This is a genomic window from Lysinibacillus sp. NPDC093190 (assembly GCF_050280425.1).
Taxonomy (GTDB): Bacteria; Bacillota; Bacilli; order Bacillales_A; family Planococcaceae; genus Lysinibacillus.
The window spans coordinates 56,575-82,218 of sequence record NZ_JBNNVG010000013.1 but is presented as its reverse complement, the minus strand read 5'-3'; the positions used below and the strand labels follow the sequence as shown (position 1 = coordinate 82,218).

The window sequence follows — 25,644 nt, the reverse complement described above, 5'->3', positions numbered from 1 at the left end:
GCTTCATAAATAAACGAAATACGTGGTGAACAAGATATTTTCATGAAAGAATGGAGCTACCTCTAGGCAGCTCCTTCGTTTATGATGATTTTTTTAACATTTCTGCTACTGTAAGTGCTGCTCCTTTTTTCGGCTCCTCCACAAACATATGTGTAACCGCACCTACAAAGCGACCGTCTTGAATGATAGGACTGCCACTCATCCCCTGCAAAATACCGCCTGTTTTTTCAATGAGCTTTTTGTCAGTTACTATGAATTCAAGGCGTTCATTTTCGACCTTTGTAATTTCAATTGAAAAAGTTTCCACCTTACTGCCTTCGATCGCCGTATAGATTTCAGCCTTCCCTGTTTTTATATCCTTTTCATGCATAATTTCAATTGCTTTAGGTAATCTTTGTTGATAACCGTCTTCCCAACGGCCAAAAATTCCATAAACTGTATTTTTATCTATACTCCCTAAACGATCCTGGTGTTTTTCAATGGAGGATATTTTATAGCCAGGTTGGCCAGGTATACTTTTACGAATTTGTTGAATCGAAGCTAAAAAAATGGAGCCAGCATGGAAAATAGGGGCTTCTTGTAAAGTTGAATCAACGATTTGGTGGCCTAACGCACCGTAATTTTTTGTCTCTGGATCAATGTATGTCAATGTTCCTACTCCATCTGTTTCATCTTTTAGAAAGGAAATAACATGTTCTGCTTCTTGCTCCTGTAAATCAAGTGTCACTTCTTTTCCTTCATTTTTTATCGTCCATTTCTGTTGTCCTTGACGAGCAACAGCTTGTTTGGCATCTGCAAGCGTTTTTACTGTAATATCATTAATTTTTTCAATAACAGCGCCTCCTTTCATCCACTGATTGGAAGCTAATAGCACATCATGCGCTACAAATACATGAGATAAATGAAGTTGGATTCCAATTGCTTCGCCCATCGGAATAAGCTTTTTTGCAGCAAAAGCATTTACGGGCATGAATAATAAAACGATGAGCATAGGCAAAATGACAAATTGACGCCAACGACGATACATACGACACCTCCTTTTTGTTTTTGTCTTTTTACTATGTGTTGTTGTGGCATTCTTATAAGCGGTAAATATTTGTGCAAAAAGAAAAAACCCAGAAACAACGAGCTGTTTCTGGATTCTTTGCTATCTCATTTGTTTTTTTCGTTCATTAGCCATTTTTAAGAGCTCTGTTGCGTGCTGCAAAGTTAAATCTGTAATTTCCGCTCCAGATATCATGCGACTAACTTCTTCAATACGAGCATCCGTATCTATTTCCAGCAATGACGTAAATGTTCGATCATGTTCGACTTCTTTTTTAATAAAATAATGATGATCGGCCATCGCAGCCACTTGCGGTAAATGCGAAATACATAAAACTTGCGAGTTAATGGATACTGCTGCAATTTTTTCTGCGATTGCTTGCGCTACACGACCACTTACACCTGTATCTACCTCATCAAAAATAATAGATGTTATGCCATTAGAGGATGAGAAAATCGTCTTTAACGCAAGCATCATACGCGATAATTCTCCACCAGAAGCAATTTTCGGTAAAGATTTTGGTGGCTCGCCTACATTTGTAGAAATATAAAAAATTACTTGATCTTTACCATTCGCATCAAAGTAAGGCAATTCATCAAAATTAACAATAAATTTTGCTTTTTCCATATGTAATTCACGTAGTTCGGCCATAATAGCTTCACTTAAGTTATGTGCCGCAACCTTTCGTATAGTAGAAAGTTCTGCAGCAAGCTCATTTAGTACCGCTTCCATTTCCAGTACTTTTCGTTCTTTTACTTGCAAAATTTCGTCTCGATTTAAAAGCTCATTTAGCTCTGTTTTAATTTTATCGTAATACGCTAAAATCTCTTCAACTGTTGAGCCATATTTGCGCTTCAAATTTTGTAATAAGGCTAAACGTTGCTCAACCTCATTTAAACGAGCAGGATCAAATTCTAATTCGTCCAAGACATTTTTGACCTGGTAGGCAGCATCCTGTAACGCATAAAATGCAGTAGTGACGGATTCTGATGCCTCTTTAAATTGATCGTCAACAGTCGCAGCATCCTCTAAAGCACCCATTGCATTGCCAATCCAGTCAAGGCCTTTTGATTCACCTTGAATAGCTTCATACGCTGCACTCGAGCGTTCGAAAATCTTATTGAAATTCATTAGACGGCGACGTTCATCCAGTAGCTCATCTTCCTCGCCAAGTTTTAAATTGGCCTCCTCCAGCTCTTTCATTTGGAATTGGTACAAATCAATACGTTGCGCCATTAACTGTTCATCAATCGAAATCGAAGCTAATTCTTTTTTTAGTGAACGATATTCATCATATTGCGAACTGTACAATTCTAGAATTGGTGTAAGTTGTTCCTCGGCAAAATGGTCAAGCAAATAGATATGCTGTTTCTCATCCATAAGTTCTTGATTTTCATGCTGTCCATGAATATCGATGAGACTAGACCCAATATCACGTAGTACAGATAATGGCACAAGTTTACCATTTACTCGACAAACACTTTTTCCAGAATCATTTAAATCACGGCGCAAAATAATGGTTTCTTCTTCAATTTCAATGCCTGCCTCTTCAAGTTTCTTATGAACAGGATGCCCAGAACTTGCAATTTGAAATAAACCACCTAATTCAGCCTTTTTAGCTCCATGACGAATAAATTCCGAATTCCCTCGGCCGCCAGCAAGTAAATGCACTGCATCGATAATAATTGATTTTCCTGCACCTGTTTCACCTGTTAAAACAGTTAAACCATCTGAAAAACTAACTGTTAAATCCTCAATGATGGCAAAGTTTCGAATACTAAGCTCTCTTAACACAAAATGTCACCTCTGTATCAAATTACACTGCTATTTTATAGCATGTCTAATAAGCGATTTTTTGTATTTTCACGCTCATCTTCGTTACGACAAATAATTAAAATAGTATCGTCTCCAGAAATAGTACCTAAAATTTCAGGCCAATCTAAATGGTCAAGTAGTGATGCAATAGCATTGGCATTACCCGGAAGAGCCTTCATTACTAAAAAGTGTGATGCACCGTCAATGCTGACAAAAGCATCGGCTAACGCACGGTGTAATTTTTGTATAGGATTGAAACGCTGGTCTGCGGGCAAGCTATATTTATAGCGTCCATCCTGTAAAGGTACTTTAACAAGATGGAGTTCTTTAATATCACGTGATACTGTTGCTTGTGTCACATTATAGCCTGCATCCTTTAAAAAATCGACTAAATCATCTTGTGTTTCAATTTCATGATTGGCAATAATGTCCCGAATTCGTATATGTCTCTGTCCTTTGTTCATATCGGTCACCTCTTATAAATAGTTAGATATTTGTATATTTACACTACCATTTTAAACATAAAAGCACAAGAAAAAACACGGCTCTATAAACGAGCACGTGTTATTTTAGTGCACTATGCGCTTCTTCAACGAGTGCATTAAAAGCTGTATATGCAGGAATTTCTTCATTACCAATAGGATTCACTAAATGGAATAAAAATTCAATATTTCCTTCGCCTCCTGTAATTGGCGAAAACGAAGCATCCTTAACGACAAAGCCAACCTCTGTCGCCATTGCAGCTGTCTTTTCTAAAACTTCTAAATGTACTTTTTTATCACGAACAATACCTTTTTTACCGACTTTATCTTTCCCAGCTTCAAACTGAGGCTTCACCAGTGCCATTACATCGCCACCTGGCATTAACAATGTTTTTAAGACAGGTAAAATAAGCGATAATGAAATAAAGCTAACATCAATTGTTGCAAAGTCTGGTAAGCCCTCTGATAAATCTGCCGCTGTTGTATAACGGAAATTTGTTTTTTCCATTACAGTTACACGTTCATCAGATCGGATTTTCCATGCTAGTTGGTTGGAACCAACATCCAGTGCATAACCATGTCTTGCACCATGCTGTAGTGCGCAATCGGTAAACCCTCCTGTAGAGGAGCCAATATCAAGCATTAGCTTCCCCTCTACAGACATATCAAAAATTTGTAGCGCTTTCTCAAGTTTCAAGCCGCCACGACTAACATATTTTAAATCAGAGCCTTTGACTTGTAGTGGTGCATCTATAGCAATTTTTTCCCCCGCTTTATCGATGCGAGTTTCATTAGAAAAAACAAGTCCTGCCATAATAGAGCGCTTTGCTTTTTCTCGCGTTTCGCATAGTCCACGCTCTACAAGTAAAATGTCTACACGTTCTTTTGGTTGTTTTGTCATTATTTATTCAAACCTACTTGCTGTTTTTGTTGAAGTAACACATGCATACGTGCCACTGTATCCTCAGCTGTCATATGAATTTCAGCGAGTAGCTGATCTACATTACCATGCTCAATAAAATGATCAGGTATTCCCATGCGATCGATTATTGCACTTAAATAGCCATGGTCATGGGCAAATTCTAATATACCACTACCAAAACCACCTTGTAGGACAGCTTCTTCAATCGTCAATATTGGTTTACGGCTTGTTAATATACGGTGAAGCATATCCTCATCCATCGGTTTAATGAAACGTGCATTGACTACTTCTATCTCTACACCTTGCTGTGCTAGAATAGTGGCTGCTTCCATTGCCATAGGAATCGTCGTACCAAAGGTTAAAATCGTTGCATCCTTACCTTCACGTAACACTTCCCAGCTTCCAATTGGTAATGTCATAAGCTCATCATCTAACGGAACGCCTATACCATTACCTCGTGGATAACGTAACGCAATTGGACCGCCATCATAGTCAATGGCTGTTTTCACCATATGCTGACCTTCATTTTCATCTTTTGGCATCATAATTGTCATATTTGGTATATGACGAAGGAATGCAATATCAAATACGCCTTGATGTGTTTCACCGTCTGCACCAACTAAGCCTGCACGGTCAATGCCAATAAAGACATTGAGGTTTGGACGTGCGATATCATGTAATACTTGGTCATAAGCACGTTGAAGGAATGTTGAGTAAATGGCTAAAAATGGCTTCATTTTTTGCGTTGCTAGACCTGCTGCCATCGTTGCCGCATGTTGTTCAGCAATCCCTACATCGAAGAAACGTTCTGGGAAATCCTTTTGGATACCTTGTAATTTCGAGCCCACTGGCATTGCAGGAGTAATTGTGACAACTCGTTTATCCTCATGGGCAATTTTGTGAACTGTCTCAGCAATCAAACTACTCCAAGCTGGGCCTTTCGCCTCTGACTTTACAAAGGCACCGTTTTCAATTTTATAAGGACCTGTCCCGTGCCAATTACCAATTGTATCATCTTCAGCAGGTTTATATCCTTTGCCTTTTTTCGTAATAACATGAACGAGCACTGGGCCTTTTACTTTTTTAGCTTGTGATAATGTTGTCTCAAGAGCATCGAAATCATGTCCATCGATCGGTCCTAGATATTTGAAGCCTAGCTCCTCAAAGAACACACCTGATACCACTAAATATTTTAAGCTATCTTTTAAGCGCTCAGCCGTTGAAGCAAGCTTACCACCTAATACAGGAATCTTATTAATGAGCGCTTCCAGTTCTTCTTTTGCTTTTGAATATTCCTTGGCTGTACGAAGACGTCCTAATACATTGTGTAACGCTCCGACGTTTGGAGCGATTGACATTTCATTATCGTTTAAAATGACAATCATATTTGTTTTAGCATGGCCTATATGGTTTAATGCCTCCAGTGCCATACCGCCAGTTAAAGCTCCATCTCCAATAATTGGTATCACGAAGTTCTTTTCATTTTTGATATCACGTGCTGCTGCCATACCCATGGCTGCTGACAAAGATGTCGAGCTATGACCTGTCTCCCACTCATCATGTTCACTCTCCACACGCTTTGGAAAACCACAAAGCCCTTTGAACTGACGTAATGTGTCAAATTGATTTGCACGACCTGTCAAAATTTTATGCACGTAAGCTTGGTGGCCAACATCCCATAAAAACTTATCTTGTGGACTGTCAAACATTTTATGGAGCATAATCGTAAGCTCCACAACACCTAGGTTCGGTCCGATATGACCACCTGTGACAGAACATTTTTCGATTAAGAAGGTACGAATTTCTTGTGCAAGTCGCTCAAGACCCTTCTTATCTAAGCTTTTTAAAAAGGCTGGACTAGTTACCTTATTTAAATCCACCTTTCTCACACACCTTTTCAATAAATTATTCACCGTAATTGTGTTTCCACCATTATAACAGTGTTATTAACATGCTAAAAGTACGAACACTTTATTGTTTGCACATCTGCAAACGCCCTCACCTATTCTAGCATATTATGTGCCGTTAACGCCTCGTTTTTCCCCTAGTTTTTACGATGTACAATATAGGCTGCAAACTCACGTAATAAGCTGGCATCTACTTCCAATTTATCTAGTGCGTTAATGGCATGCTGATAATGCTCAGCAAGCTTTTCTTTTGCCCCATCTAAAGATAACAGAGCTGGGTATGTGCTTTTATCATTTGCTACATCTTTACCAGCAGTTTTACCTAGTTCTTCTGTAGTACCCTCAATATCTAAAATATCGTCTTGAATTTGGAAGGCAAGACCGATATGATGCGCATATTCCTTTAAAGTTTCCCGATTTTCTTGCGTTACATCAGCTAGCACTGCTCCCGCTTCAATACTAAATCGTAAAAGAGCGCCCGTTTTATTGATATGGACATGCTCAAGCTCAGCTAAGTTTAGCTGACGTTTTTCACCTTCCATATCGAGTACTTGACCACCAACCATACCTTCTGCACCAGCTGCTTCACTTAGCAGATTGACAAGCTCAATACGTTTTTCAGCTGATACATCCATGCGTGCTAAAATGCCAAACGCAAGTGTATTCAATGCATCACCTGCAAGTGTCGCTAATGCCTCCCCATAAACTTTATGATTTGTGGGCTTACCTCTACGGAAATCATCATTATCCATACTTGGTAAATCATCATGGATTAATGAATACGTATGAATGATTTCAACAACTGATCCTACAGTTAAACCATCCTTCAAATTCTTATTGTATAGTTCAAGAACAGCCAATACGAAAAGAGGGCGAATACGTTTACCTCCAGCTTTTAATGAATAAAGCATTGATTCTTTTAAATTGGCTGGTGCATCAATTTTCTCAACTAGTGCAAACATCTCAGCTTCAACTTGTGGTATGTTGCTTTCAATAAAAGGTTTTAATTGCTCGTTCATTTTCTTAGTTCTCTCCCTTTAGTGGATCAAATGCCGTAGTCTCACCTGTCTCTTGGACAATAGAAATTAACTGCTCCTCAGCATGTTGAAGCTTGCTATGGCAAAATTGTGATAGCTCCATTCCGTGTTTATATAAATCAATCGCGTTTTCTAGCGGCACATCACCTTGCTCTAGCTGACGAACAATTTCTTCAAGTGCCGTCATTGCTTCTGCGAAAGTTTGTTGTTTCTCTGCCACAATTATTCCCCCTCATTTTTCGGCAAAATCTTAACCACTTCAGCAATAACCTTTCCATCATGGAAGGAAAGTGTTAATTGATCCTGTGGCTTTACATCAGCTGATGATTTTAACATTTGATGATCTTTATAAGCTACTGTGAAGCCCCTTGTTAAAATGGCAAGTGGATTCAATGCCTCTAAAGTTCTGACAGTTGCCTCAAATTGTTGTTTTTGCTTCGATACATAATGCGTTGCAGCACGAGTTAATTGTTGGACGTGAGTTTCTAGCTCTCGTTGATGGAAAGCTAATGCCTTTTTCGGCGAGTGCTGTTCTACCGCACTATGTAATTGTTGAAACTGCGCTGTTTTCTTCATCAAATCGACCTGCATTGCTTTTTGTAATCCCGATTCAAGTTGTGCTAGCCTTTCCGTAAATGGTCGATATAGGCGTTCTGGCATTGACAACGGATAAGATTGTTGGAGCTTATTTAGACGTTGACGTTCTGCCATAAGTTGCGCTCTTACAATTTGATGCAGTTGTGATTTTTGTGTAAGCACCCGTTGAAATAAATCTTGTTGATCCGGTACAGCCATTTCAGCCGCTGCCGTTGGTGTCGGTGCGCGCAAATCAGCTACATAATCCGCGATAGTCGTATCGGTTTCATGACCTACTGCACTAATAATAGGGATATGGCTTCCAAAAATCGCTCGTGCAACAGCTTCCTCATTAAATGCCCATAAATCCTCAATCGATCCACCGCCACGCCCAACAATCAGTACATCGCAACTCGCATCGATATTTGCTCGCTCAATATTGTGAACAATATTTGGCGCTGCTTGTGCTCCCTGTACGAGGGTTGGATAAATAAAAACTTCAGCAAGTGGATAGCGTCTCTTTAATGTTGTACAGATATCTCGAATGGCGGCACCTGTTGTCGACGTTAAAACACCGATTTTTTCTGGAAACCTTGGAATTGGTTGTTTCCACTCAGGTTTAAAAAGCCCTTCTTGTTGTAACTGCTCTTTCAGCTGGTTAAAGGCCACAAACAAGCTACCAATTCCATCTGGTTGCATTTCTTGTACATATAATTGATATGTACCGTAGCCTTCATAAACGTTTACATCTCCACGGATAAATACTTGCATACCTTCCTTTGGTTCAAACGCTAATTTTGTGGCTGCTGTTTTAAACATAGTAGCCGCAATTCGTGCTCCATCATCCTTTAATGTAAAGTAAATATGCCCTGATTGATGAATCTTGACATTAGATAGCTCACCCTTTACATAGACTTCACGTAAATGCGGATCAGCATCAAATTTCCGTTTAATATATTTTGTTAATGCTTTTACAGTTAAATAAGAAGCAGATGACATTTTTTCGGCTCCTTTACTAAAATCAAGTTTTTCACAAAACTACACCTATCATAACATTTTTTATTGCTCCTGACGTGCCAAAATGCAGTTTCGTTAGAAAAAACGACTGTCTTTCATGCCATTGAAAAACTTACTATAACATTTCTATTGAATAGTTACCTCAATAAAGCTTCCATAAAATGAAATGACTGATTGTGCAAAATGTATCAGATTTACAAATTCAGGAATTTAACAAAAGCTTTCTGGCAAAGCGAGGGGTTGATTTCCGTTCCGGCTGGCCGCTTTCAAGGGGACGGATTGAACTGCCTGAGCGACGGTAAGGAACTGAAGCGACGGATATATCTGTCATAGTGACGGTATGAACTGTCGAAACGACGGATTGAATCGCCTGAGTGACGGTAAGGAACTGAAGCGACGGATATATCTGTCATAGTGACGGTATGAACTGCCGGAACGACGGATTGAACCGCCTGAGCGACGGTAAGGAACTGAAGCGACGGATATATCTGTCATAGTGACGGTATGAACTGCCGGAACGACGGATCGAACTGTCAGAGCAACGGTCAGTAACCTCCTCATTTAAACGCTAAGACATTCACGAAGAATACCTACCATTTCATTTTTTCAACAACAAGAAAACCTCACAACTAATTATAGTTATGAGACCTTTTTAAATTAATAAAATATTAATAAGAGAGTACCTACAAGAAAGCAATAATATGTAAAGTAGCTAAGCTTGCCACTTTTCATGATTCCCATAAACCAACGCATTGCAAAATAAGTCATAAATAATGTCACAATAAATGTCGAAGCGTATGGAATTGCTAATACACCTTTATTTGGCTCATTTAAAAAATCTGAAATTCCAAGGACAACCCCTCCAAGACTTACAGGAATATAAAGCATGAAGGAAAATCGCAAAGCAGTTTCCTGCTTCATACCAACTGCAATGGCTGAAATAATGGTCGCTCCAGAACGGCTAATGCCAGGTGTTAAAGCTACAGCTTGACCAAGACCTACAATAATGGCGTCTTTTGCAGTCAAATCCGCATCCTTTTTCGTACCACGCATATTACGGATTAGCCATAGGGCAATACCTGTCACAAATAGCATAAGTGCTATCGTAGTCATACTAACATTATCCGCAATAACATCCCTTAATAAAACACCTAAAACGCCTGCTGGAATAGAACCAATCACAATGAAAACGGCAAAACGGAAATCAGCTTTATAACGATTCTTTCCTGTTTTGAGATACAGGAAAAAGTTTGTAATGAGTCGGACAATATCCTCTCGATAAATATAGACAATAGCTAGTAAAGAAGCTGTGTTCGTTAAAATAGCAAAAGTAAAACCTTGCTCACCAAGACCAAGAATTTCGCTAGCAATCATAACATGTCCGCTCGATGATACAGGAATTGGCTCAGTAAATCCTTGTACAAGACCGATAATGATATGTTTGATTATAAGTATTAAATCTATGTTTTCCATAAAAACCTCCCTATTAATATGTATGACCCAAACGTTACATTAGACGTTGAAGGCAACGGAAAAGTTCATAAATAATACCCGGAAAGTAAAATAATGCAAAAAAGCTACCTCAATAAAAATATTGAGATAGCTTTTTGCATATGAAAGAGTCATTCAAAATTATAACTTAACTATATGTGCAAGCTTATTTTCTGCTGCTTGAACTGTGTTGAATAGTAGCATAGTAATTGTCATTGGTCCTACACCGCCTGGTACAGGTGTAATGTGAGAAGCAATACCATCGACTTCACTGAAGTTAACATCACCGCAAAGCTTGTTGTTTTCATTACGATTAATTCCAACATCTATAACAACTGCGCCTTCTTTAACATGTTCCTTCGTAATAAAGTTTGCACGTCCAACTGCCGCAATTAATATATCTGCTTGTTTAGTAAATGAAGGTAAATTTGGTGTTTTGGAATGCGTGTATGTAACGGTTGCATCCTTTTGTAGAAGAAGTTGTCCCATTGGTTTCCCAACGATATGACTACGACCCACGATGACCGCATGCTTTCCTGCTATTTCAATTCCTGAATATTCAAGAAGCTTCATTACGCCAAACGGTGTACAAGGCAAAAATGTTTCTTGGCCAAGCATCATTTTCCCAACACTTACTGGTGAGAAGCCATCAACGTCTTTTTCAACAGCAATTGTGGCAATAACAGTATCCTCATCAATATGTTTTGGGAGTGGTAATTGTACTAAAATACCATGAATATCTTCACGATTATTTAATAATTCAATTTGTGCTAATAATCCATCCTGCGTAGTTTCTTCTGGTAGTTTAATTAGCTCTGAAAACATACCAATGGCTTCACAAGATTTTTGCTTATTTCTCACATATGTAGCCGAGGCTTGGTTGTCTCCTACTAAAACAACCGCTAAGCCTGGTGTTAATCCTTGCTCTTTTAAACGCGTTACTCGCTCTGCTACTGAATTACGAATTTCTTGACCAATTTCTTTACCATTAATAATTGCACTTGACATAGACCTTAGTTACTCCTTCCAATTCAACACATTTTATTGTTCTGTAAATTTAGAAAGTACGCCATTAACAAATTTCGACGAGCCATCGTCGCCAAATGTTTTGCATAACTCGATTGCTTCATTAAGTACTACTCTTTTTGGTGTTTCTGGCATGTATAAAATCTCGTATACAGCTAGACGTAAAACCGTTCTTTCAATTTTGGGTAAACGGGCAAGGGACCACTTTTCAAGATGCTGCTCTAAAGTAGCATCAATTTTCTCTAAATGTTCAACTGTTCCAGTAACAATCTTTTCGTAGAAGACATTTGTTGGTTGACCTTTAATATGACCCATTGCTTCTTCTACTGTTAGATCGGTATTGTCTAGCTGAAACAAAACTTGCAACGCTTTTTCGCGTGCTTCATGTCGTTTCATGTAAAGCTCTCCTTCTTAAGTGGCATTAAGGTTTATAATAGCATAAATTTGTACGCGAAACACGAATTCAAGCAAGTTTTCAATAATCTGATACCTTTTTCAAGCAACTTTTTGCTTATTTTACACCCTTCAATCAACTTTACTAAATTAAGTGTAGAAAAATGAAAATCCACCATTATTGTTTAAATAACAAGAATGTTATAATTAAGGAAAATAATTTCATCTTTTGAGGTGTCCATTATGCATTATGAAGTTACGTGTACAAGCTGCAAAAGAACATTCAAGTTATATGAAGGCGAGGAACAATATAAGCAATGCAAAGAACGCAAATCCCGTTTATTTTACTGCGAGGATTGTAAACATAAAATTCGTTTTGATGCGATAAAAAACTTCTTAGGAATTACTAATGGAAGCAATTTATGATTGAACACGATTGTAAAGAAACAACAAGAAATCTGAAAAGAAATTTATGATTCAAAAATTATTGCGCCACTTTGTATAACTGCGAACTAAGACTTCCACACTGATAAAAAAACTAAAAAAAATCAAAACAAATCTTTTGACCCTATAGTTACTATAGGGTTTATTGTATTACGTGGAAAGATTCTAGTAGATTTAGATACATGTATCGGGAAAGATTGAAGGAGAACAATATGAATAAGAAACAAATTTTAACCTTAAGTATTTTATTATCGAATTTATTCATTGCCTTTTTAGGTATTGGTTTAGTTATACCCGTACTACCTACAATCATGAATGAGCTGAAAATTTCAGGCTCAGTCGTTGGTTATATGGTGGCGGCATTTGCTATTACTCAACTTATAGTGTCACCGATTTCAGGTAAAATGGTGGATAATATTGGCCGGAAAATTATGATCGTTGCGGGTCTTTTTATATTCGGTTTTTCAGAGCTGTTATTCGGGCTCGGACGCACAGTTGAAATACTCTTTATCTCACGTATGCTTGGTGGTGTAAGTGCTGCCTTCATTATGCCGGCGGTGACTGCTTATATCGCTGATATCACAACATTATCACAACGTCCAAAGGCACTGGGTTATATGAGTGCAGCGATTAGTACTGGCTTTATTATCGGACCTGGTATCGGTGGATTTTTGGCAGAATTCGGAACACGCATACCATTTTTCGCTGCTGGTATACTTGGAATTTTAGCAGGTATCTTGTCATTTATTTTGTTAAAAGAACCGACACGTGCTTCAGATGATGCAGAATCTGCACCATCAATTTTAGGAAGTGTGAAGCGTATTTTTAGCCCGCTATACCTTATTCCATTCGTACTTATTTTCGTACTATCATTTGGTTTAGCTGCATTTGAATCGTTATTTAGCCTATTTGTGGATCATAAATTCGCATTTACACCTTCGGATATAGCGATTATTATTACAGGAAGTGGGGTAGTCGGGGCACTTGCTCAGTTAGTGCTATTCGATGGGCTGACAAAGAAAATGGGCGAAATCAATCTTATTCGTTATTCGCTCATCCTATCTGCTGTTTTAACCTTTGCTATGACCATTGTTAGCCACTATTTCGCAATATTATTTGTCACATTCTTTATTTTCGTCGGCTTCGATTTAATACGTCCTGCTGTTACCTCTTATTTATCGAAAATCGCTGGTAATGAACAAGGATTCGTCGGTGGCATGAACTCCATGTTTACAAGTCTTGGTAATATCTTTGGTCCTATTTTAGGCGGGGTGTTATTCGATATTAATTTAAACTATCCATATTACTTTGCGACAATTGTTTTAACAATCGGCGTAATACTTGCTTTTTTCTGGAGAAAGCCAAAGCATATTGAAATATAATAAAGTAGCGATACTAATCACTGCTGATCAATTTCCGTTAACAATGTTAAAAAGAAGGATTGCCCTATAGGCAATCCTTCTTTTTTAGTCTTGTACAGCTACTTCTTCTTTTTCAAAGTGAATACCTGTAATGTGAACATTCACTTCAGCTGTTTCAAGTGCTGTCATATTAAAAATCGCTTGGCGAATTTGAGATTGTACTTCCTTCGCCACTTTCGGGATTGTATAGCCGTATTTTACAGAGCAAAATACATCAATGGCAATCTCACCAGTTTCAGTAACACCCGATTTAATGCCTTTATTGTGAACTTTTTTGCCAAAGCGTTCTACTACACCTGTAGCAATATTACCACGAGTTGCAGCGACCCCTTCTACCTCGTTCACTGCGATTCCAGCAACAACCTCGATTACTTCCGCCGCTACTTCAATTTTCCCAAGTTCTTCTTTTCCAGAAGGCGTTGGTTGTACGAAAGATTGTCCTACTTTCTCTGCCATACAAATATCATCCTTTCCCTTACACATCACAAACAAATGCTGTACTTACGCTTATTATACTATAAAAAGGAAGGTTTGGCTTCGTAAAGCCGCTTTAATTTATTTGGGACAGGTGTATGTCGATAAACTTAAAAAGTTGGGTGATAAATCCAAAATTTTATTCGATAAATTCAAATAACCTCTCGATAAAATGAAAAGTGAAGAATTATCCCTTATTTTATACCCTATTTGCTTTCAATTTCAAAATAATAGTATTGTATTTATTTAAACTGATCTTTTTCACCACAATTAATAAAAATAACGAAATAATACAAACTCCAATAGAAGTAAACAATATTAGTCTGAAAATTTTTTGATATGTTAAATAATCTGGAATTAATAAAAATACACCACTACTTGATACCATTATTAAAATCCATCCGGGTAAAATTTGCACAATGAAATCAGAACTCTTCCGTTTCATAAATTTCATTAAAAGCCCAAAAATAAAATACATAAGCCCGACATAAACCATAACTAATAGAACACTAAGAAGAATATTCAAATTAAATTATCCCCCTAAACTATATTCTAAAGTTAACTCTAGGTTAGATTCATAATTTGCTAATGTCAATAATGTAGGCGATAATAGTGTAGAAAAAGCTAAAACAGCCGCTACCTCACAAATGAATTTTTTGTCCTCCCTCATTGCAAATTAACCAATTTAAGATTGAATCCTCCTACTAGTCAGTTTTCGCATGGAAACCTGACGTTGATTTTATCACCTACTACTTTCTATAATGCACCAATTTAAGCGTTAATAAGTACAAAGTATATAAAAAATAAGCCGATCTATAATCGACTTACATTTATAAAATACCCAATTGTTGAACATGCGGGAGTCTACATTACCACGCTTCTCACTTTATTAACTTATATCAATTATTGTGAATATGTAGTGTTACTGTCTCTTTTCAACAAATAACAAAATTAATGTTGCCAATGGACCTAATACAAGAGAAAGTAAAAACCAATTTAACCCCGTTCTATTCTTCCCTTGTGCAAGTGCAGCATTTATCAATGCCAACGTACCCCAGCCTACGACATATTGGTTATCCATCATCCGCCCCCTTAACCGTACTTCACCGTTAGTGTACATTTCTTCACAAATTTGATTATAGCACACCCAAATAACATGCTTCATAAAAGGTGTCAATACTGTTACATCAATAAGCCTGAACGCTAATTAATTTTAGACAAATAAAAAACCTCCTGACTAGTAAAGTCAGAAGGTGTAAGAAATAGACGTTAAGGTTCTATTCCGTTGTTAACAAATCAATTACTTGCTTGTCCCCAAAACATCATTCTCTTCTAGGAACTTCGTATTGAATTGCGCTGATTTGAAAACGTCATTGTTCATTAATGCTTGGTGGAATGGAATTGTTGTTCCATAAAGATTTAAGAACATCTTACAAAGCTCAGAAACCTTTACAGAACAAGCGTTAAACGAATATTTAAGAATAGAATGATTTCAGAACGCAATACTATCACCTTCTATTAAATAGAATAGCATTTTTAAAAGTTGAACGCTAGACGCTATTCATCAAGTCGTTTCGTTCGCAACTTCAATTTCTTGTGAGTGCAACAGGTCACATATTAATAGGAAGATACTCTACCTGACCAACAAGTAATAATACGAATTTAACTGTCTATAATTTTTATTTTTCATTCGTAATAAGTACTTTGTATTTATCTTCACTTGACCACGGAACAACATCTAAATAATTAAGATAATTTTTTTCATCTTTTAAGAAGTTATAATACTTTCCTTCATAACCTAAAATCCTTAATATACTTAATTCTAAATATTTTACTCCTAATTTCCAAACCCAATATTTTATTTCCCAATTTTCATCATCAACTTTAACTTTCTTTTTTGGATGTACAATGTCATTTCTAAAAGCAGTGAATAGATGAGAACCATCATCATATGCATTTGAAATTGATTTCAAATCCGAAATTTCAGGAATTTCACTCGGTATGTTCAATTCTTTTAAAAGTAATCTAATTTTCTTTGAAGCATTTATTTTCTTTTCAAATTTATTTCCTTCCATAACTTTTTTGTCTAAAACAATATAAGTCCAAGCTATATTTTCAAGTGCAATTTGAATAGAAACAATTTTATTTTCTATATATGTAGACCTCAATCCATCAAAATACCAAGTAAATATATTTTTAAGAACTTTTTCCCAAAGTTCATCATGTAATTTATCAACTAACTCTCCAAAAATATGATTTAAATTATTATATACCTCTCTAATTGGATACCAATTTGGAATATCTCTCCAAGTATCTATTATAGGAGCTTGATATTGTTCATATACATTCTCACAGTTTTTTACTCCCACAGTATAACAAAAACCAACTTGCCTTCCGCATGAAAAAGATAACAACCATATTAATGCTTCTATAATATTAGATACTTCTTCACTATCAAAAATTTGGTTATCTTTCCTTTTAAATTCTGCGAAGTGAGTTATGCTATACCCACCTATTTTTTTTAAGTCATTATATATCCCTTTATAATTGTGTCTTTTATCAATTTTAATTTCAAAATCTCCATACTCAAATAGTAACCTGCCACTATAATCTCTATTAGAATGTTCAATGAACATCCCATAATTATTTCTAAAGTTAACTAACGCAAAATTAAGTTTTTCAACTCTTGAATCAACCACTTTTGAATTTAATTCTGAATTTATAACACCTGAAATATTAATAGTAATTAAATCAATTGAAGTCAAAAGTGCCTTACCTTGTAATCCGTTTGGCAAAATAATCTCGACTTCGTTACTTGCCATAAACTCTTTAATTTTTTTTGTACCATCAATAACTTTACCTTCAAATTCCACGTTTGGTGTAGGCAACCAATTTAAAGTTATTAAACCACAAACCTGAATTTTATTCTCTTTAAGTTTTAAATCATATTCACCTTCATAGATTACAACACTTTGATTAATGTCAACGGTTTCCATTTTAGGAATTGTAATAGTCTTATTCCCCATAAACAAACTCCTCACACAAAATATTCTTGATTACTCTAAATATTTTCTTGGTTTTCAAAATTATACCTCAAACTTAAATTTATAGTACATAAAAACGAGATAAACACTTAGTTATCTCGCTTCTTTGCTACTCTTATTCTATTGCTTCCTTAACACTTGAGTTTGCTGTGTACGCTCATTGGAACTAACCTAACCAATTGTTCGTTTGGCTTCATAGGAGCGTTCACAAGTCATTCTATGAGCTTGCGGTAGCCTTCCGCCATACTCACATTAGCGCACTTAAAATAATAATTATTCACTCTTAGTAAACAAAAAAGAGAGCCATTATAACTCCCTTTATATGTTACAATATGCAGTTAATTTGAATGATTTTCTCATGCTTACGAACTTGGTTCGATTATCCTTGAAAACTTATAACCTATTAATATTGAGATGGGATATTTGAAATACCCAAGAACCCCTCGATACATTCAAAAATCATTCTATTTAGATTCAAAATTTCAGGCATATTAACTATCACTTCATCCTCTATAAAGTAATCATAAAAGTTTTTCATATCATCATAATGTATTGTATTTCGAAGTTCAGATACCTTCTCAAAACTATAGAGCATATATTCTTCAAGTGCTATAGATAATTCTCCTTGTGTACTATTAACTAACTCTTCAAACTGAGAAATAGAAAACTTCTTTAAATTAATCAGAGAATCAATAATACTGTCCATACGGATAGTAATAAAACGATACAGAAAATAATCATCTACAAAATCTCGGTCAATTATTCTTGAATCATAGTTCTCACTAATCCACATTACAGCAAAACATTCTTGTAAAATTAGAAGTAGTCTATATTTAAATACATTCTCTTCCTCATTCCCATTGAATAGCCTAGTATGATTAATATCTTTATTCTCAATTTCAAACTCCCCTGAATGTTCAAAGTAAGATTTAGTAGTAATAAATCTTCTAAGTTCAGGAATAGCCATTTCTAAACCTTCTATAATCTCCTGTAACTGAACACCAACTTCGTGAGCTACATAATATACTTGGGGTTTCCCATCTTTTTCAATCTCCTTCAAGTTTTGCATCCTTCTCAGAGTATTTACTACATAAATGGTACTTCCTACAGTCTGTCTATGCTCATTTAAATAAAACCCTAGATTATCTGTTTCGAGACCAAATTCTTCAATGTGAAGCTTTAGGATTTCCTCATAATTCCTTTGATTTATCCTCTTTTTTCCCTTATCAAATAGCTTAATTTTATTTCTAAATTCTTTTATAGGGAAAAGCAGTCCATCAGTTGTACCAAGTATATCGTTATTCACTTGGTAAATTATCAAACAACTATCTCTCATCAGTGTATAAGTAATTAAATTAAAGGCACTAGTATCTTTTACTCTTAATAAAAAACGCTTTAATGAAATCGAATCCAAGTACACCGTTTGGAATTTACTAAGTTCTTTACAAATAACAATCCCTCCAAGATTATTTGTTTGAATTTTCCGTAAAAATTACATCATATTGGCTTGTTTTTCGTTCGTGTGAAAATTGGTAAGATACACATAGTAGAAACTCAAATTGGGGTATCGTAATTCATCAGTGATTTCTATATACTTTTATTTCACAAGGTTGCTCTCGCATCGCTTCATTTTCCTTTTGGTGTGCGTGTAGCAGGTAGCTCCAATTCTTCATTCATCATCATCAAAATATCGGGAAATACCCCCTATCTGAGCTTTACCATGTAGCACCCCAAGTTCACCTAACACGATTCTACCCCCACTGACTAATCTATCAACTCAGCTTCAAGGGACACGCTACGAGCCTGCTAGCCCCCTCTAGCAAGCCTCTATCACTCTGTGTCACACTCAAAATAAAACGATGATTTTACCTGTATTATCAAGTTTGAATGAGCTGATTCAAAAGCCTGATAAACCGCTCTTTCTTCTTAAAAATTGTCTAAGTGTAACCTTCGCTATTTCAAGCTATCCCCGAAATACGCATAAAAGAGCATATCAATTTCTGTATGCTCCCTGCTTTAACTTATTTAAAAGAATGATGTTACTTCCACCAATCAGGGTTCACATTGTAGCCTAATTTGGATAGCTTTTTCGCTAAATATGGTTGCCAATCTTCTGTATTTTTCTTGTAAATTACTCCTTGTATATCATTAGGTAGTTCTAATTCTCCCTTAAGAATTGTTAGAGTCCTTTCCCTTCCAAGTTTGCCAACAAAATAACCCATTTCAAATATCACATTTTGCCTAGCTCTATATTTGATTTTGTCACTTCCATCTACTACCGAATAACCACAATCATCAGGACTACTCAGAATAATTGCAAACTTTGTGTCCTGTGTTTCTCTTTCAAACTTTTCAATGATTGTTTGCCCATCATCATCAGCTTCACTTAAAATAACAGGGGATAATGATAGTTTTCTTATAAATCTATCAACCTCCAATAGAAGTTCTCTATCATGCCCATGAACTAAAAATATCCTGTCATTCTGAACCTCTTTTACTGCGACTTGAGAAGTCTCATCTTCTTTTTCTGAAATAAATTGTTCTAATTCCTCCTTAACTTTTATCTCTTCAATAGCGGTGTCTAAAATAGCTAAGAAACTATTTCTAGCTTTCTCAAAACTATTATACTGTCTGTCCGAGTAATCATTCCCAACCACTCTAATACCCATAAAGTTAAAATTTAAATTTGCAATTTGTCCATACAATTTATCTGCACTGCTTTGCTCTAGTAAAGAATGTAATTTTAAATCTGAAATATGCTTTACTTTTTTTACCTCATTAAAATCTCCATTAGGTATACATTGTACTGAATCTTTTAGACCTTCAATTTGATTAATACGAGTTTGAACATCCATCGATAAACCCCCATATATATTTACATTTACTATTAACCATATTTTAACACACAAAAAAGTTTGTAGTAATATTTTAGGGGATTTATTAAATATTAATAGCTCATAGTTTATACCCATTACCATTAATTTCTATAAGTTACACTCACAATTAAAGTAAGAACCTTCCATTGTGCTATTGATTTCAGCATCAGTGACTCTAATATACTTCAACTTTATAAAGTTGTTCACGTATCGCTTCATTTTTCCAAATGGTGTGCGTGTAGTAGGTAGCTTAGATTCTTCATTCATCATCATCAAATTATCGGAAAACACCCCCTACCTAAGACTTGCCAAATAACACTTGAAATGGCTCTGTGACAAACTTTCTACCTACACTGACCAATTATCAACTCGACTTGTAACGGCTTGTTCTAGCTCTCCCGTGACCTCAAACAAGCCATCTGACACCTTCATAACAGCTTCACTCAGCTCATTAAAATCTATATTTTAAGGGGCTATCTGTAATGATTGAACATACAGAAAACCCCTATAAATCAACTTTTTTCTCTTAAAGCGTTTCTCTATATTCCTTAATAATCTTATAGAAGGAGTTCTTTTTTAGCTTTAAGATTTCCATAAACTGAACACCTGGCAATTCTTTAGATTCCCAAGCTTGATAGTTGGCTTCCAAGTCTGCTTTTTGTTGCTTGCTCAAAGTGTTAAGGTTTAATTGCGGTCTACCTAAGTGCTTTCCTCTGGCTTTAGCAACTGCGATTCCTTCTGCTTGTCGTGCTAGTGTCTTTTCACGCTCGCTTTGAGCCATGAATGTAAGCACTTCTAGGACTAAGTTAGCAACAAAGTTACCCATTGTGTCCTTATACTTGCGTGTATCAAGTAATGGCATATCAATTACAATTATATCTGCACCAATAACTTGAGTAAGTTCATTCCATTCTTTTTTGATTGCGTCACTATTGCGACCTAAACGGTCTAATGATGTGATATAAAGTAAGTCGCCTGCCCGCAATTGTGCTTTAAGTGCTTGGTACTGTGGTCTGTCAAAATCTTTACCGCTTGCTTTGTCGATAAAAATGTCACGCTCGTTGATATTTAATTTCTGCATCTCTACTAATTGTCTGTCGGTGTTTTGGTCTTTTGTTGATACTCGTACATATCCAAAAGTTTTTGTGTTTGTCATGTTAGTTCCTCATTTATGTTTGTAAAGGTTGTACATTTATTATAAACGTTTATAAATATAAATCAATACCTTAATCAACGCTTTTTCCGTCCATTCTGGGTAGTTGCTAAAGGTATGCCTTTACAGACACTAATCACTTCTCGTTAGCACCTACATTTCTCTATGTAAATATCTATCTATAATTACTCGCTTTAATCAATGAATCAATTTGACCTGTATTTCGCTGCTCTTTCATCTATTTATCCATTAGTTCAATTAATACAGGTTTATGAGGTGATTTATTTTGGATAAGTAATTGATTAGATTAGTAGCGGTTTAGGACTTCTCGTGTCGCCTGTAGTAACAAGATGATTTTGTTTGTTGTACATTTCCATTTCTCTATCAAACTAAAATTTACTATGATATGATTTTTACATATAGTTTCCAATTATTTTAAAATGCAATACATGGAGGGATGATAATGAGTAATAGTTGGTTAAAACGTGCAATGGAAAATCTCTTTAAAAAGAGTGAAGAACAAGGAGATTTCCAAAAAGCACGTCAAGAATGGCTTTACAACGGACTAGAGGACAATGAATATTGTGAAGCAGAATGTGAATTATGTAACCATGAGGAAATCCGCTACGAGTACACTATTATTAATAGTTTGAATAAAAATGTAATGATTGTTGGTTCAGAGTGTATCAAGAAATTTACAGATGATTTTAAAACTGATTTTTACGATATAGAAGGTAATCTTGTTAATGAGAAGCGCTTATCAAAAGATAAGAACGAATACTTTAAAAAAATTTTAAATGAAGCATTGGATGAGAGATTAGCCAATTCAAACAATTCATTCTACAAGAGCATTGCTGAACAGATAAAAAAAGATGGAAAACTAACTCCTAATCAATTAAAGCATTTATACAATTTCTATCCAACACTTAGTGATATGGGAAAACGTGCGTTTAAAAGTATTGTGAAAGTAAGTTTAAGAAAACAGAGAGAACAGGAGCAAATCGCTACACTTAGTCAAATTGATTTAGAGTTTGTAGCACAGTTTTTGACACCTGAACAACGTAAACGATATAATATCTCACATTTCTAATATTACATAACTCTAAGTTCTTCCAATATAAACCTATAGGACTTGTATAGCATGGTTAATCACTTACACAAGTCCTCTTGTTATGCTTCTTCTATCTCTGCTGTAGCCCCATTAATGCTCCTATAGCACCCATCAAACAACCTGTATGAACGATTCCTCTGCTCCACTATCAATACTCACAGGCTCGTTAAATTGCTCTACAAGGTTGCCACGATTGTTATTGTGAGCTAACCCAAAGTTGAAACTGTTTAGACCTTATATTGTTGCTGTGAGTAACGCTCAAACGATTTAATTGCACAAATCCTACTAATATCAAAAATATATTAATACTATCACTTACTGCTTCATTTACAATTACAAGTAAAAAGGAGGAAAAAGAGAATGGATTTTTTTATAGATAATTCAGTTATAAACAAGATGGCAATTCAATTAGCACTTATTCTAATAATCATGCTTGTAGCAGGTGTTGCTATAGGTTTGGTTTTAAAAGTTATTAAAGCTCCACAGTGGGTTTTCAAACCTTTTATTACCTTAGCTATCCTAGTTGGTATGTATTTTGCGTTCAACGCCATAACTTAAATTCACAAACTATCAAATGAGTGGTCAGTATGGCTCACATGAAGCTCCATTGTAGCAGTCAACAAATTGTCATGGCTTCTTCAATACACCTTTTAGCGTGACTGTGAGCATTTGACAGGACAAATAAAAAAGATAGAGCAACTGCTCTATCTTTCCTCTTTCACTATTCATTATCATCCATTTCAATATCATCAAATTCATTAGTTTGATTATTATTTACGGATTCCTCGTTTTCATCATTTTTCGATTCATGTTCAATTAAAAATTGCTCTCTAATATTTTGTAGTTCTTTCATTTTTTCTTCTTTTGGAAAAGATTCTTCAATTTCTTTAGGAGCATTTAGAGCAGGTTGAATTTCTGCTCCATCCACTGCATAAGGTTCGTACAATTCAAACGCTTTGATTAGCGATGTTTTGTATTCTGATATTTCACTTTCACTCATGCCTTCTGTGTTAATTACATTTTCAGAAATTAAATTGTTTACGTGTTCTTCTATCTTCCCATGTTTCATACGTTTTTCAAGCTGTTGAATAACTTCTTCCTCTTCATCACCCGAAGAAAACTTTCGTAATTCTTGTATAGTTTTAACACTACCTAAAATTGTCACTTGTACGAACTCAACCATAGAGTTCACAAAATCTGCTACTACTTGAACATTCTCCATTGTAGACAGAACAATATCAATCCAATTTGAACCAACATCAAAACTTTCTAATTTAATATCTGATGGTTTATTAGGTGGCATAACCAACTGTAAGATTACTTTCATATCAGATATAAAAGTACTAACTTCCGTTAAATCAGTATATGGAGGTAACTTTACACTAATAGTATTTTTCTTTTGTTCAGAAACAGCATTTTCTAACGCTTTAATTACTGTCAAAACTTTATCTTTTATACGACCAACTAAAGTAATGTAACTACTATAGTTATTATTTGATACTACGATTTGTTTATCTCTACTCAGGAATAAAATCTCATATTTTTCCTTTATTGTATTAAACTCTTCATCTATAAAACCGAATTTACTAATTTCTAAAATACTATTATTCGAAATAGAAATGTCTGTAATTTTCACTCTATCTTGACTATGTATGTGTTCAGTTTCTAAGGATAATTCTTCAACTAATTTTTCTAATTTATATTTAATTTCTGCCACACGCATTATTTTATCACCTCAAATACAATACTAATATATCTAAATGGGAAAATAAAGAATAAAAGTAATATATATAAAACATTTAGCTATTAAGAATGTAATTCAAATGTCACGGTTCAATATCACCTAGACCGACCTGAGAACAATCTTGACTGTGAGTACACTATGCTCAATTGACACCACTTCCTTTCAGGAAGGTGTTTCAACTCTAAGAACCACTGAGAGCTATCCAAGTAACCAAGTATGCACCTAGCTAATTCTCAAATCGTCTGAGGACTGTTCTGTGAAGTTAGACAAAAGAAAAAGCACACCACTTAATTATGATGTACTTCATTATTATCGCTTAACCATTTTCCAAGAAGAACCCTTTTTAATATAGTTTTCCTCACTTAGAATATCATCTATAATTTCCAACTGAGGGTTCCCTAATATATCTTTTACAAAATAAACCTTATAAATCTCACCTTGTTTCTTCATTCTTTCGACTACCTCTAATTCGTGCTGTGAAATATAAAATTCATCTTTTAAAGTTGAAGTTGTTTTGACCTCTATATGTACTTTCTTACCTTTCGTGGTAAACGAAAGTATATCATAACCATTTGAATTAACTTTTGCTTTTGATTTATCAATCCTATCAGCATATATTGTGCCTTCTAATTTAGCCATTTCATACTCAAAGACATATTGTTCACCCAATTCACCAATTAACATTTGAAACTCATGTAGTTTTAAATAATCTATGGATTTTTCCAACAATTGAGTTTTTGCTTCATTGTAAGAAATAAATACTCTCTTATTCATTTCATCCTTAGTTTCAATTTCAAAACTATCTATGGAATCTACATTACCTACTTCATTCTTTTTTTTTAATTCATTTGCACACTCTTTACACACTAACCATCCTTCAATAGCAAGCCAATTGTCTGTATCCCTTATTAATACTTGTTGACAATTACTACAACTAATCAACATTTTTTCTCGAGTATTCTTAATATTGAAAGGTTTCAATGGAATATCAATTTGCAAACTTTCACCTAAATCTTTTATCCATATGTTTACTGCCTTAAATGAATCTTGAGAAGTTTCTTTATGCTTTTCAATGTGATTATGGAATTTTTGTGGTATTTTAATTTTCCTACCTGTAACTAAACTCAAAATGCCTTTATTATATGTTTCTTTTAATTTAATCTTCCTTACATCTTCTACCGATAAACCTATCTCAAATAAAAGAAACCAAGAAAACTGTTGTTTATATGTTTTTGTGTTTTCTGTTTCAATATCCAAAAACTTTTTAATCTTTGATAATTCTTGAATATTAAGTACAGTTCTATTTTTCGGTGTTTTATCAGTTTTATATACACCTTGTAATCTATTCTTATTATCTTGAAAATGCTCAAATATATCTTTAGTGAACCATTCATCTTTAAATCCATCATCATTTATAAGTTCACCATTTGCATACAAATATTTAATGAAAAATTCACAGTTTGTAAATGCTGTTTCATTAAAATCAGCATTACGCAAACCACTTTTTAATCTAATATAATCTTGATGTGTTATTTTTCTATAGTCCTGAATATGATTCCGTTTGAATAAGTGCCTTTCAATTGCACCTCGCATAGTAGCATGAGAAATTTCTGAATAGTATTCGTTTAAATATTCTTTGATTTTTGACTTACTACGTTCATCCATG

General features: G+C 35.1%; 22 protein-coding genes and 1 pseudogene. 3 read left to right on the top strand and 20 right to left on the bottom strand.

Annotated elements, in window-relative coordinates:
- Positions 1–79: 79 nt before the first annotated feature.
- The 11 genes from ACQKOF_RS12175 to nusB all read right to left on the bottom strand — a co-directional run bounded on the left by ACQKOF_RS12175 (position 80) and on the right by nusB (position 11,714).
- A complete protein-coding gene (locus ACQKOF_RS12175; RefSeq protein ID WP_370043048.1) occupies positions 80–1,027 on the bottom strand; it encodes a SpoIVB peptidase S55 domain-containing protein in 948 nt (315 codons plus the stop codon).
- Positions 1,028–1,147: 120 nt separating this feature from the next.
- On the bottom strand, positions 1,148–2,839 hold the full coding sequence (recN, locus tag ACQKOF_RS12170) for a DNA repair protein RecN (protein ID WP_427557158.1): 1,692 nt from the start codon (positions 2,837–2,839) through the stop codon (positions 1,148–1,150).
- A gap of 35 nt (positions 2,840–2,874) precedes the next feature.
- Positions 2,875–3,324, bottom strand: a complete 450-nt coding sequence (ahrC, locus tag ACQKOF_RS12165) for a transcriptional regulator AhrC/ArgR (RefSeq protein WP_053483721.1) — start codon at positions 3,322–3,324, stop codon at positions 2,875–2,877.
- A 100-nt stretch (positions 3,325–3,424) separates the two neighbouring features.
- Positions 3,425–4,243, bottom strand: coding sequence for a TlyA family RNA methyltransferase (locus ACQKOF_RS12160; RefSeq protein WP_053483720.1), 819 nt, complete (start codon positions 4,241–4,243; stop codon positions 3,425–3,427).
- Complete coding sequence (gene dxs, locus ACQKOF_RS12155; protein WP_427557155.1) at positions 4,243–6,144, bottom strand: 1-deoxy-D-xylulose-5-phosphate synthase; 1,902 nt, start codon at positions 6,142–6,144, stop codon at positions 4,243–4,245. Before dxs ends, ACQKOF_RS12160 begins: the two co-directional genes overlap by 1 nt.
- A gap of 164 nt (positions 6,145–6,308) precedes the next feature.
- Positions 6,309–7,190, bottom strand: coding sequence for a polyprenyl synthetase family protein (locus ACQKOF_RS12150; protein WP_427557152.1), 882 nt, complete (start codon positions 7,188–7,190; stop codon positions 6,309–6,311).
- Positions 7,191–7,194: 4 nt separating this feature from the next.
- A complete protein-coding gene (xseB, locus tag ACQKOF_RS12145; RefSeq protein ID WP_427557150.1) occupies positions 7,195–7,428 on the bottom strand; it encodes an exodeoxyribonuclease VII small subunit in 234 nt (77 codons plus the stop codon).
- A gap of 2 nt (positions 7,429–7,430) precedes the next feature.
- A complete protein-coding gene (gene xseA / locus ACQKOF_RS12140; protein WP_427557147.1) occupies positions 7,431–8,783 on the bottom strand; it encodes an exodeoxyribonuclease VII large subunit in 1,353 nt (450 codons plus the stop codon).
- A 675-nt stretch (positions 8,784–9,458) separates the two neighbouring features.
- Positions 9,459–10,274 carry an undecaprenyl-diphosphate phosphatase gene (locus ACQKOF_RS12135; protein WP_427557144.1) on the bottom strand — a complete coding sequence of 272 codons (816 nt, stop codon included), beginning with the start codon at positions 10,272–10,274 and terminating at the stop codon, positions 9,459–9,461.
- A 159-nt stretch (positions 10,275–10,433) separates the two neighbouring features.
- Positions 10,434–11,300, bottom strand: a complete 867-nt coding sequence (gene folD / locus ACQKOF_RS12130; protein WP_427557142.1) for a bifunctional methylenetetrahydrofolate dehydrogenase/methenyltetrahydrofolate cyclohydrolase FolD — start codon at positions 11,298–11,300, stop codon at positions 10,434–10,436.
- Positions 11,301–11,333: 33 nt separating this feature from the next.
- Entirely contained in the window at positions 11,334–11,714 is a 381-nt protein-coding gene (nusB, locus tag ACQKOF_RS12125; protein ID WP_427557140.1) for a transcription antitermination factor NusB, read from the bottom strand.
- Positions 11,715–12,367: 653 nt separating this feature from the next.
- On the opposite strand from nusB, the gene ACQKOF_RS12120 reads away from it, so the two are divergent.
- Positions 12,368–13,537 (top strand): MFS transporter, encoded by a 1,170-nt coding sequence (locus tag ACQKOF_RS12120; protein WP_427557137.1) that lies wholly within the window; start codon positions 12,368–12,370, stop codon positions 13,535–13,537.
- 84 nt (positions 13,538–13,621) lie between these two features.
- Here ACQKOF_RS12120 and ACQKOF_RS12115 read toward each other — a convergent pair whose 3' ends face one another.
- The 7 genes and pseudogenes from ACQKOF_RS12115 to ACQKOF_RS12085 all read right to left on the bottom strand — a co-directional run bounded on the left by ACQKOF_RS12115 (position 13,622) and on the right by ACQKOF_RS12085 (position 21,126).
- Positions 13,622–14,032 (bottom strand): Asp23/Gls24 family envelope stress response protein, encoded by a 411-nt coding sequence (locus ACQKOF_RS12115; protein ID WP_427557135.1) that lies wholly within the window; start codon positions 14,030–14,032, stop codon positions 13,622–13,624.
- 940 nt (positions 14,033–14,972) lie between these two features.
- Positions 14,973–15,131: a hypothetical protein gene (locus ACQKOF_RS12110; protein WP_199777725.1), complete on the bottom strand. Its 159-nt coding sequence runs from the start codon at positions 15,129–15,131 to the stop codon at positions 14,973–14,975.
- Positions 15,132–15,350: 219 nt separating this feature from the next.
- Positions 15,351–15,458: pseudogene (locus ACQKOF_RS12105) on the bottom strand (hypothetical protein); the annotation flags it as partial.
- A gap of 271 nt (positions 15,459–15,729) precedes the next feature.
- Positions 15,730–17,076 (bottom strand): hypothetical protein, encoded by a 1,347-nt coding sequence (locus ACQKOF_RS12100; RefSeq protein WP_427557131.1) that lies wholly within the window; start codon positions 17,074–17,076, stop codon positions 15,730–15,732.
- 421 nt (positions 17,077–17,497) lie between these two features.
- Positions 17,498–18,415 carry a hypothetical protein gene (locus tag ACQKOF_RS12095; protein WP_427557129.1) on the bottom strand — a complete coding sequence of 306 codons (918 nt, stop codon included), beginning with the start codon at positions 18,413–18,415 and terminating at the stop codon, positions 17,498–17,500.
- 718 nt (positions 18,416–19,133) lie between these two features.
- Complete coding sequence (locus ACQKOF_RS12090; protein ID WP_427557126.1) at positions 19,134–19,949, bottom strand: TIR domain-containing protein; 816 nt, start codon at positions 19,947–19,949, stop codon at positions 19,134–19,136.
- Between the two features lie 547 nt (positions 19,950–20,496).
- Complete coding sequence (locus ACQKOF_RS12085) at positions 20,497–21,126, bottom strand: recombinase family protein (RefSeq protein WP_427557124.1); 630 nt, start codon at positions 21,124–21,126, stop codon at positions 20,497–20,499.
- A 460-nt stretch (positions 21,127–21,586) separates the two neighbouring features.
- Between ACQKOF_RS12085 and ACQKOF_RS12080 the strand changes: the two genes are divergently transcribed.
- Positions 21,587–22,213 (top strand): hypothetical protein, encoded by a 627-nt coding sequence (locus tag ACQKOF_RS12080; protein WP_427557122.1) that lies wholly within the window; start codon positions 21,587–21,589, stop codon positions 22,211–22,213.
- Positions 22,214–22,594: 381 nt separating this feature from the next.
- Entirely contained in the window at positions 22,595–22,792 is a 198-nt protein-coding gene (locus tag ACQKOF_RS12075) for a hypothetical protein (RefSeq protein WP_427557119.1), read from the top strand.
- A gap of 163 nt (positions 22,793–22,955) precedes the next feature.
- Here ACQKOF_RS12075 and ACQKOF_RS12070 read toward each other — a convergent pair whose 3' ends face one another.
- On the bottom strand, positions 22,956–23,957 hold the full coding sequence (locus ACQKOF_RS12070; protein WP_427557117.1) for a hypothetical protein: 1,002 nt from the start codon (positions 23,955–23,957) through the stop codon (positions 22,956–22,958).
- A 330-nt stretch (positions 23,958–24,287) separates the two neighbouring features.
- The gene (locus ACQKOF_RS12065; RefSeq protein WP_427557114.1) at positions 24,288–25,643 is read right to left on the bottom strand and encodes a DUF3883 domain-containing protein; all 1,356 of its coding nucleotides are present in this window, start codon (positions 25,641–25,643) and stop codon (positions 24,288–24,290) included.
- Position 25,644 lies beyond the last annotated feature (1 nt).

Excerpts from the sequence above, each read along its gene's own strand:
- ACQKOF_RS12160 (WP_053483720.1), bottom strand. The coding sequence starts at position 4,243 with ATGACAAAACAACCAAAAGAACGTGTAGACATTTTACTTGTAGAGCGT.
- ACQKOF_RS12110 (WP_199777725.1), bottom strand. The coding sequence starts at position 15,131 with ATGGATAACCAATATGTCGTAGGCTGGGGTACGTTGGCATTGATAAAT.
- folD (WP_427557142.1), bottom strand. The coding sequence starts at position 11,300 with ATGTCAAGTGCAATTATTAATGGTAAAGAAATTGGTCAAGAAATTCGT.
- ACQKOF_RS12080 (WP_427557122.1), top strand. The coding sequence starts at position 21,587 with ATGAGTAATAGTTGGTTAAAACGTGCAATGGAAAATCTCTTTAAAAAG.
- ACQKOF_RS12090 (WP_427557126.1), bottom strand. The coding sequence starts at position 19,949 with ATGGATGTTCAAACTCGTATTAATCAAATTGAAGGTCTAAAAGATTCA.
- ahrC (WP_053483721.1), bottom strand. The coding sequence starts at position 3,324 with ATGAACAAAGGACAGAGACATATACGAATTCGGGACATTATTGCCAAT.
- ACQKOF_RS12115 (WP_427557135.1), bottom strand. The coding sequence starts at position 14,032 with ATGGCAGAGAAAGTAGGACAATCTTTCGTACAACCAACGCCTTCTGGA.
- ACQKOF_RS12150 (WP_427557152.1), bottom strand. The coding sequence starts at position 7,190 with ATGAACGAGCAATTAAAACCTTTTATTGAAAGCAACATACCACAAGTT.
- ACQKOF_RS12120 (WP_427557137.1), top strand. The coding sequence starts at position 12,368 with ATGAATAAGAAACAAATTTTAACCTTAAGTATTTTATTATCGAATTTA.
- xseA (WP_427557147.1), bottom strand. The coding sequence starts at position 8,783 with ATGTCATCTGCTTCTTATTTAACTGTAAAAGCATTAACAAAATATATT.
- ACQKOF_RS12175 (WP_370043048.1), bottom strand. The coding sequence starts at position 1,027 with ATGTATCGTCGTTGGCGTCAATTTGTCATTTTGCCTATGCTCATCGTT.
- nusB (WP_427557140.1), bottom strand. The coding sequence starts at position 11,714 with ATGAAACGACATGAAGCACGCGAAAAAGCGTTGCAAGTTTTGTTTCAG.
- ACQKOF_RS12070 (WP_427557117.1), bottom strand. The coding sequence starts at position 23,957 with ATGCGTGTGGCAGAAATTAAATATAAATTAGAAAAATTAGTTGAAGAA.
- ACQKOF_RS12075 (WP_427557119.1), top strand. The coding sequence starts at position 22,595 with ATGGATTTTTTTATAGATAATTCAGTTATAAACAAGATGGCAATTCAA.
- ACQKOF_RS12065 (WP_427557114.1), bottom strand. The coding sequence starts at position 25,643 with ATGGATGAACGTAGTAAGTCAAAAATCAAAGAATATTTAAACGAATAC.
- ACQKOF_RS12100 (WP_427557131.1), bottom strand. The coding sequence starts at position 17,076 with ATGGGGAATAAGACTATTACAATTCCTAAAATGGAAACCGTTGACATT.
- ACQKOF_RS12085 (WP_427557124.1), bottom strand. The coding sequence starts at position 21,126 with ATGACAAACACAAAAACTTTTGGATATGTACGAGTATCAACAAAAGAC.
- ACQKOF_RS12135 (WP_427557144.1), bottom strand. The coding sequence starts at position 10,274 with ATGGAAAACATAGATTTAATACTTATAATCAAACATATCATTATCGGT.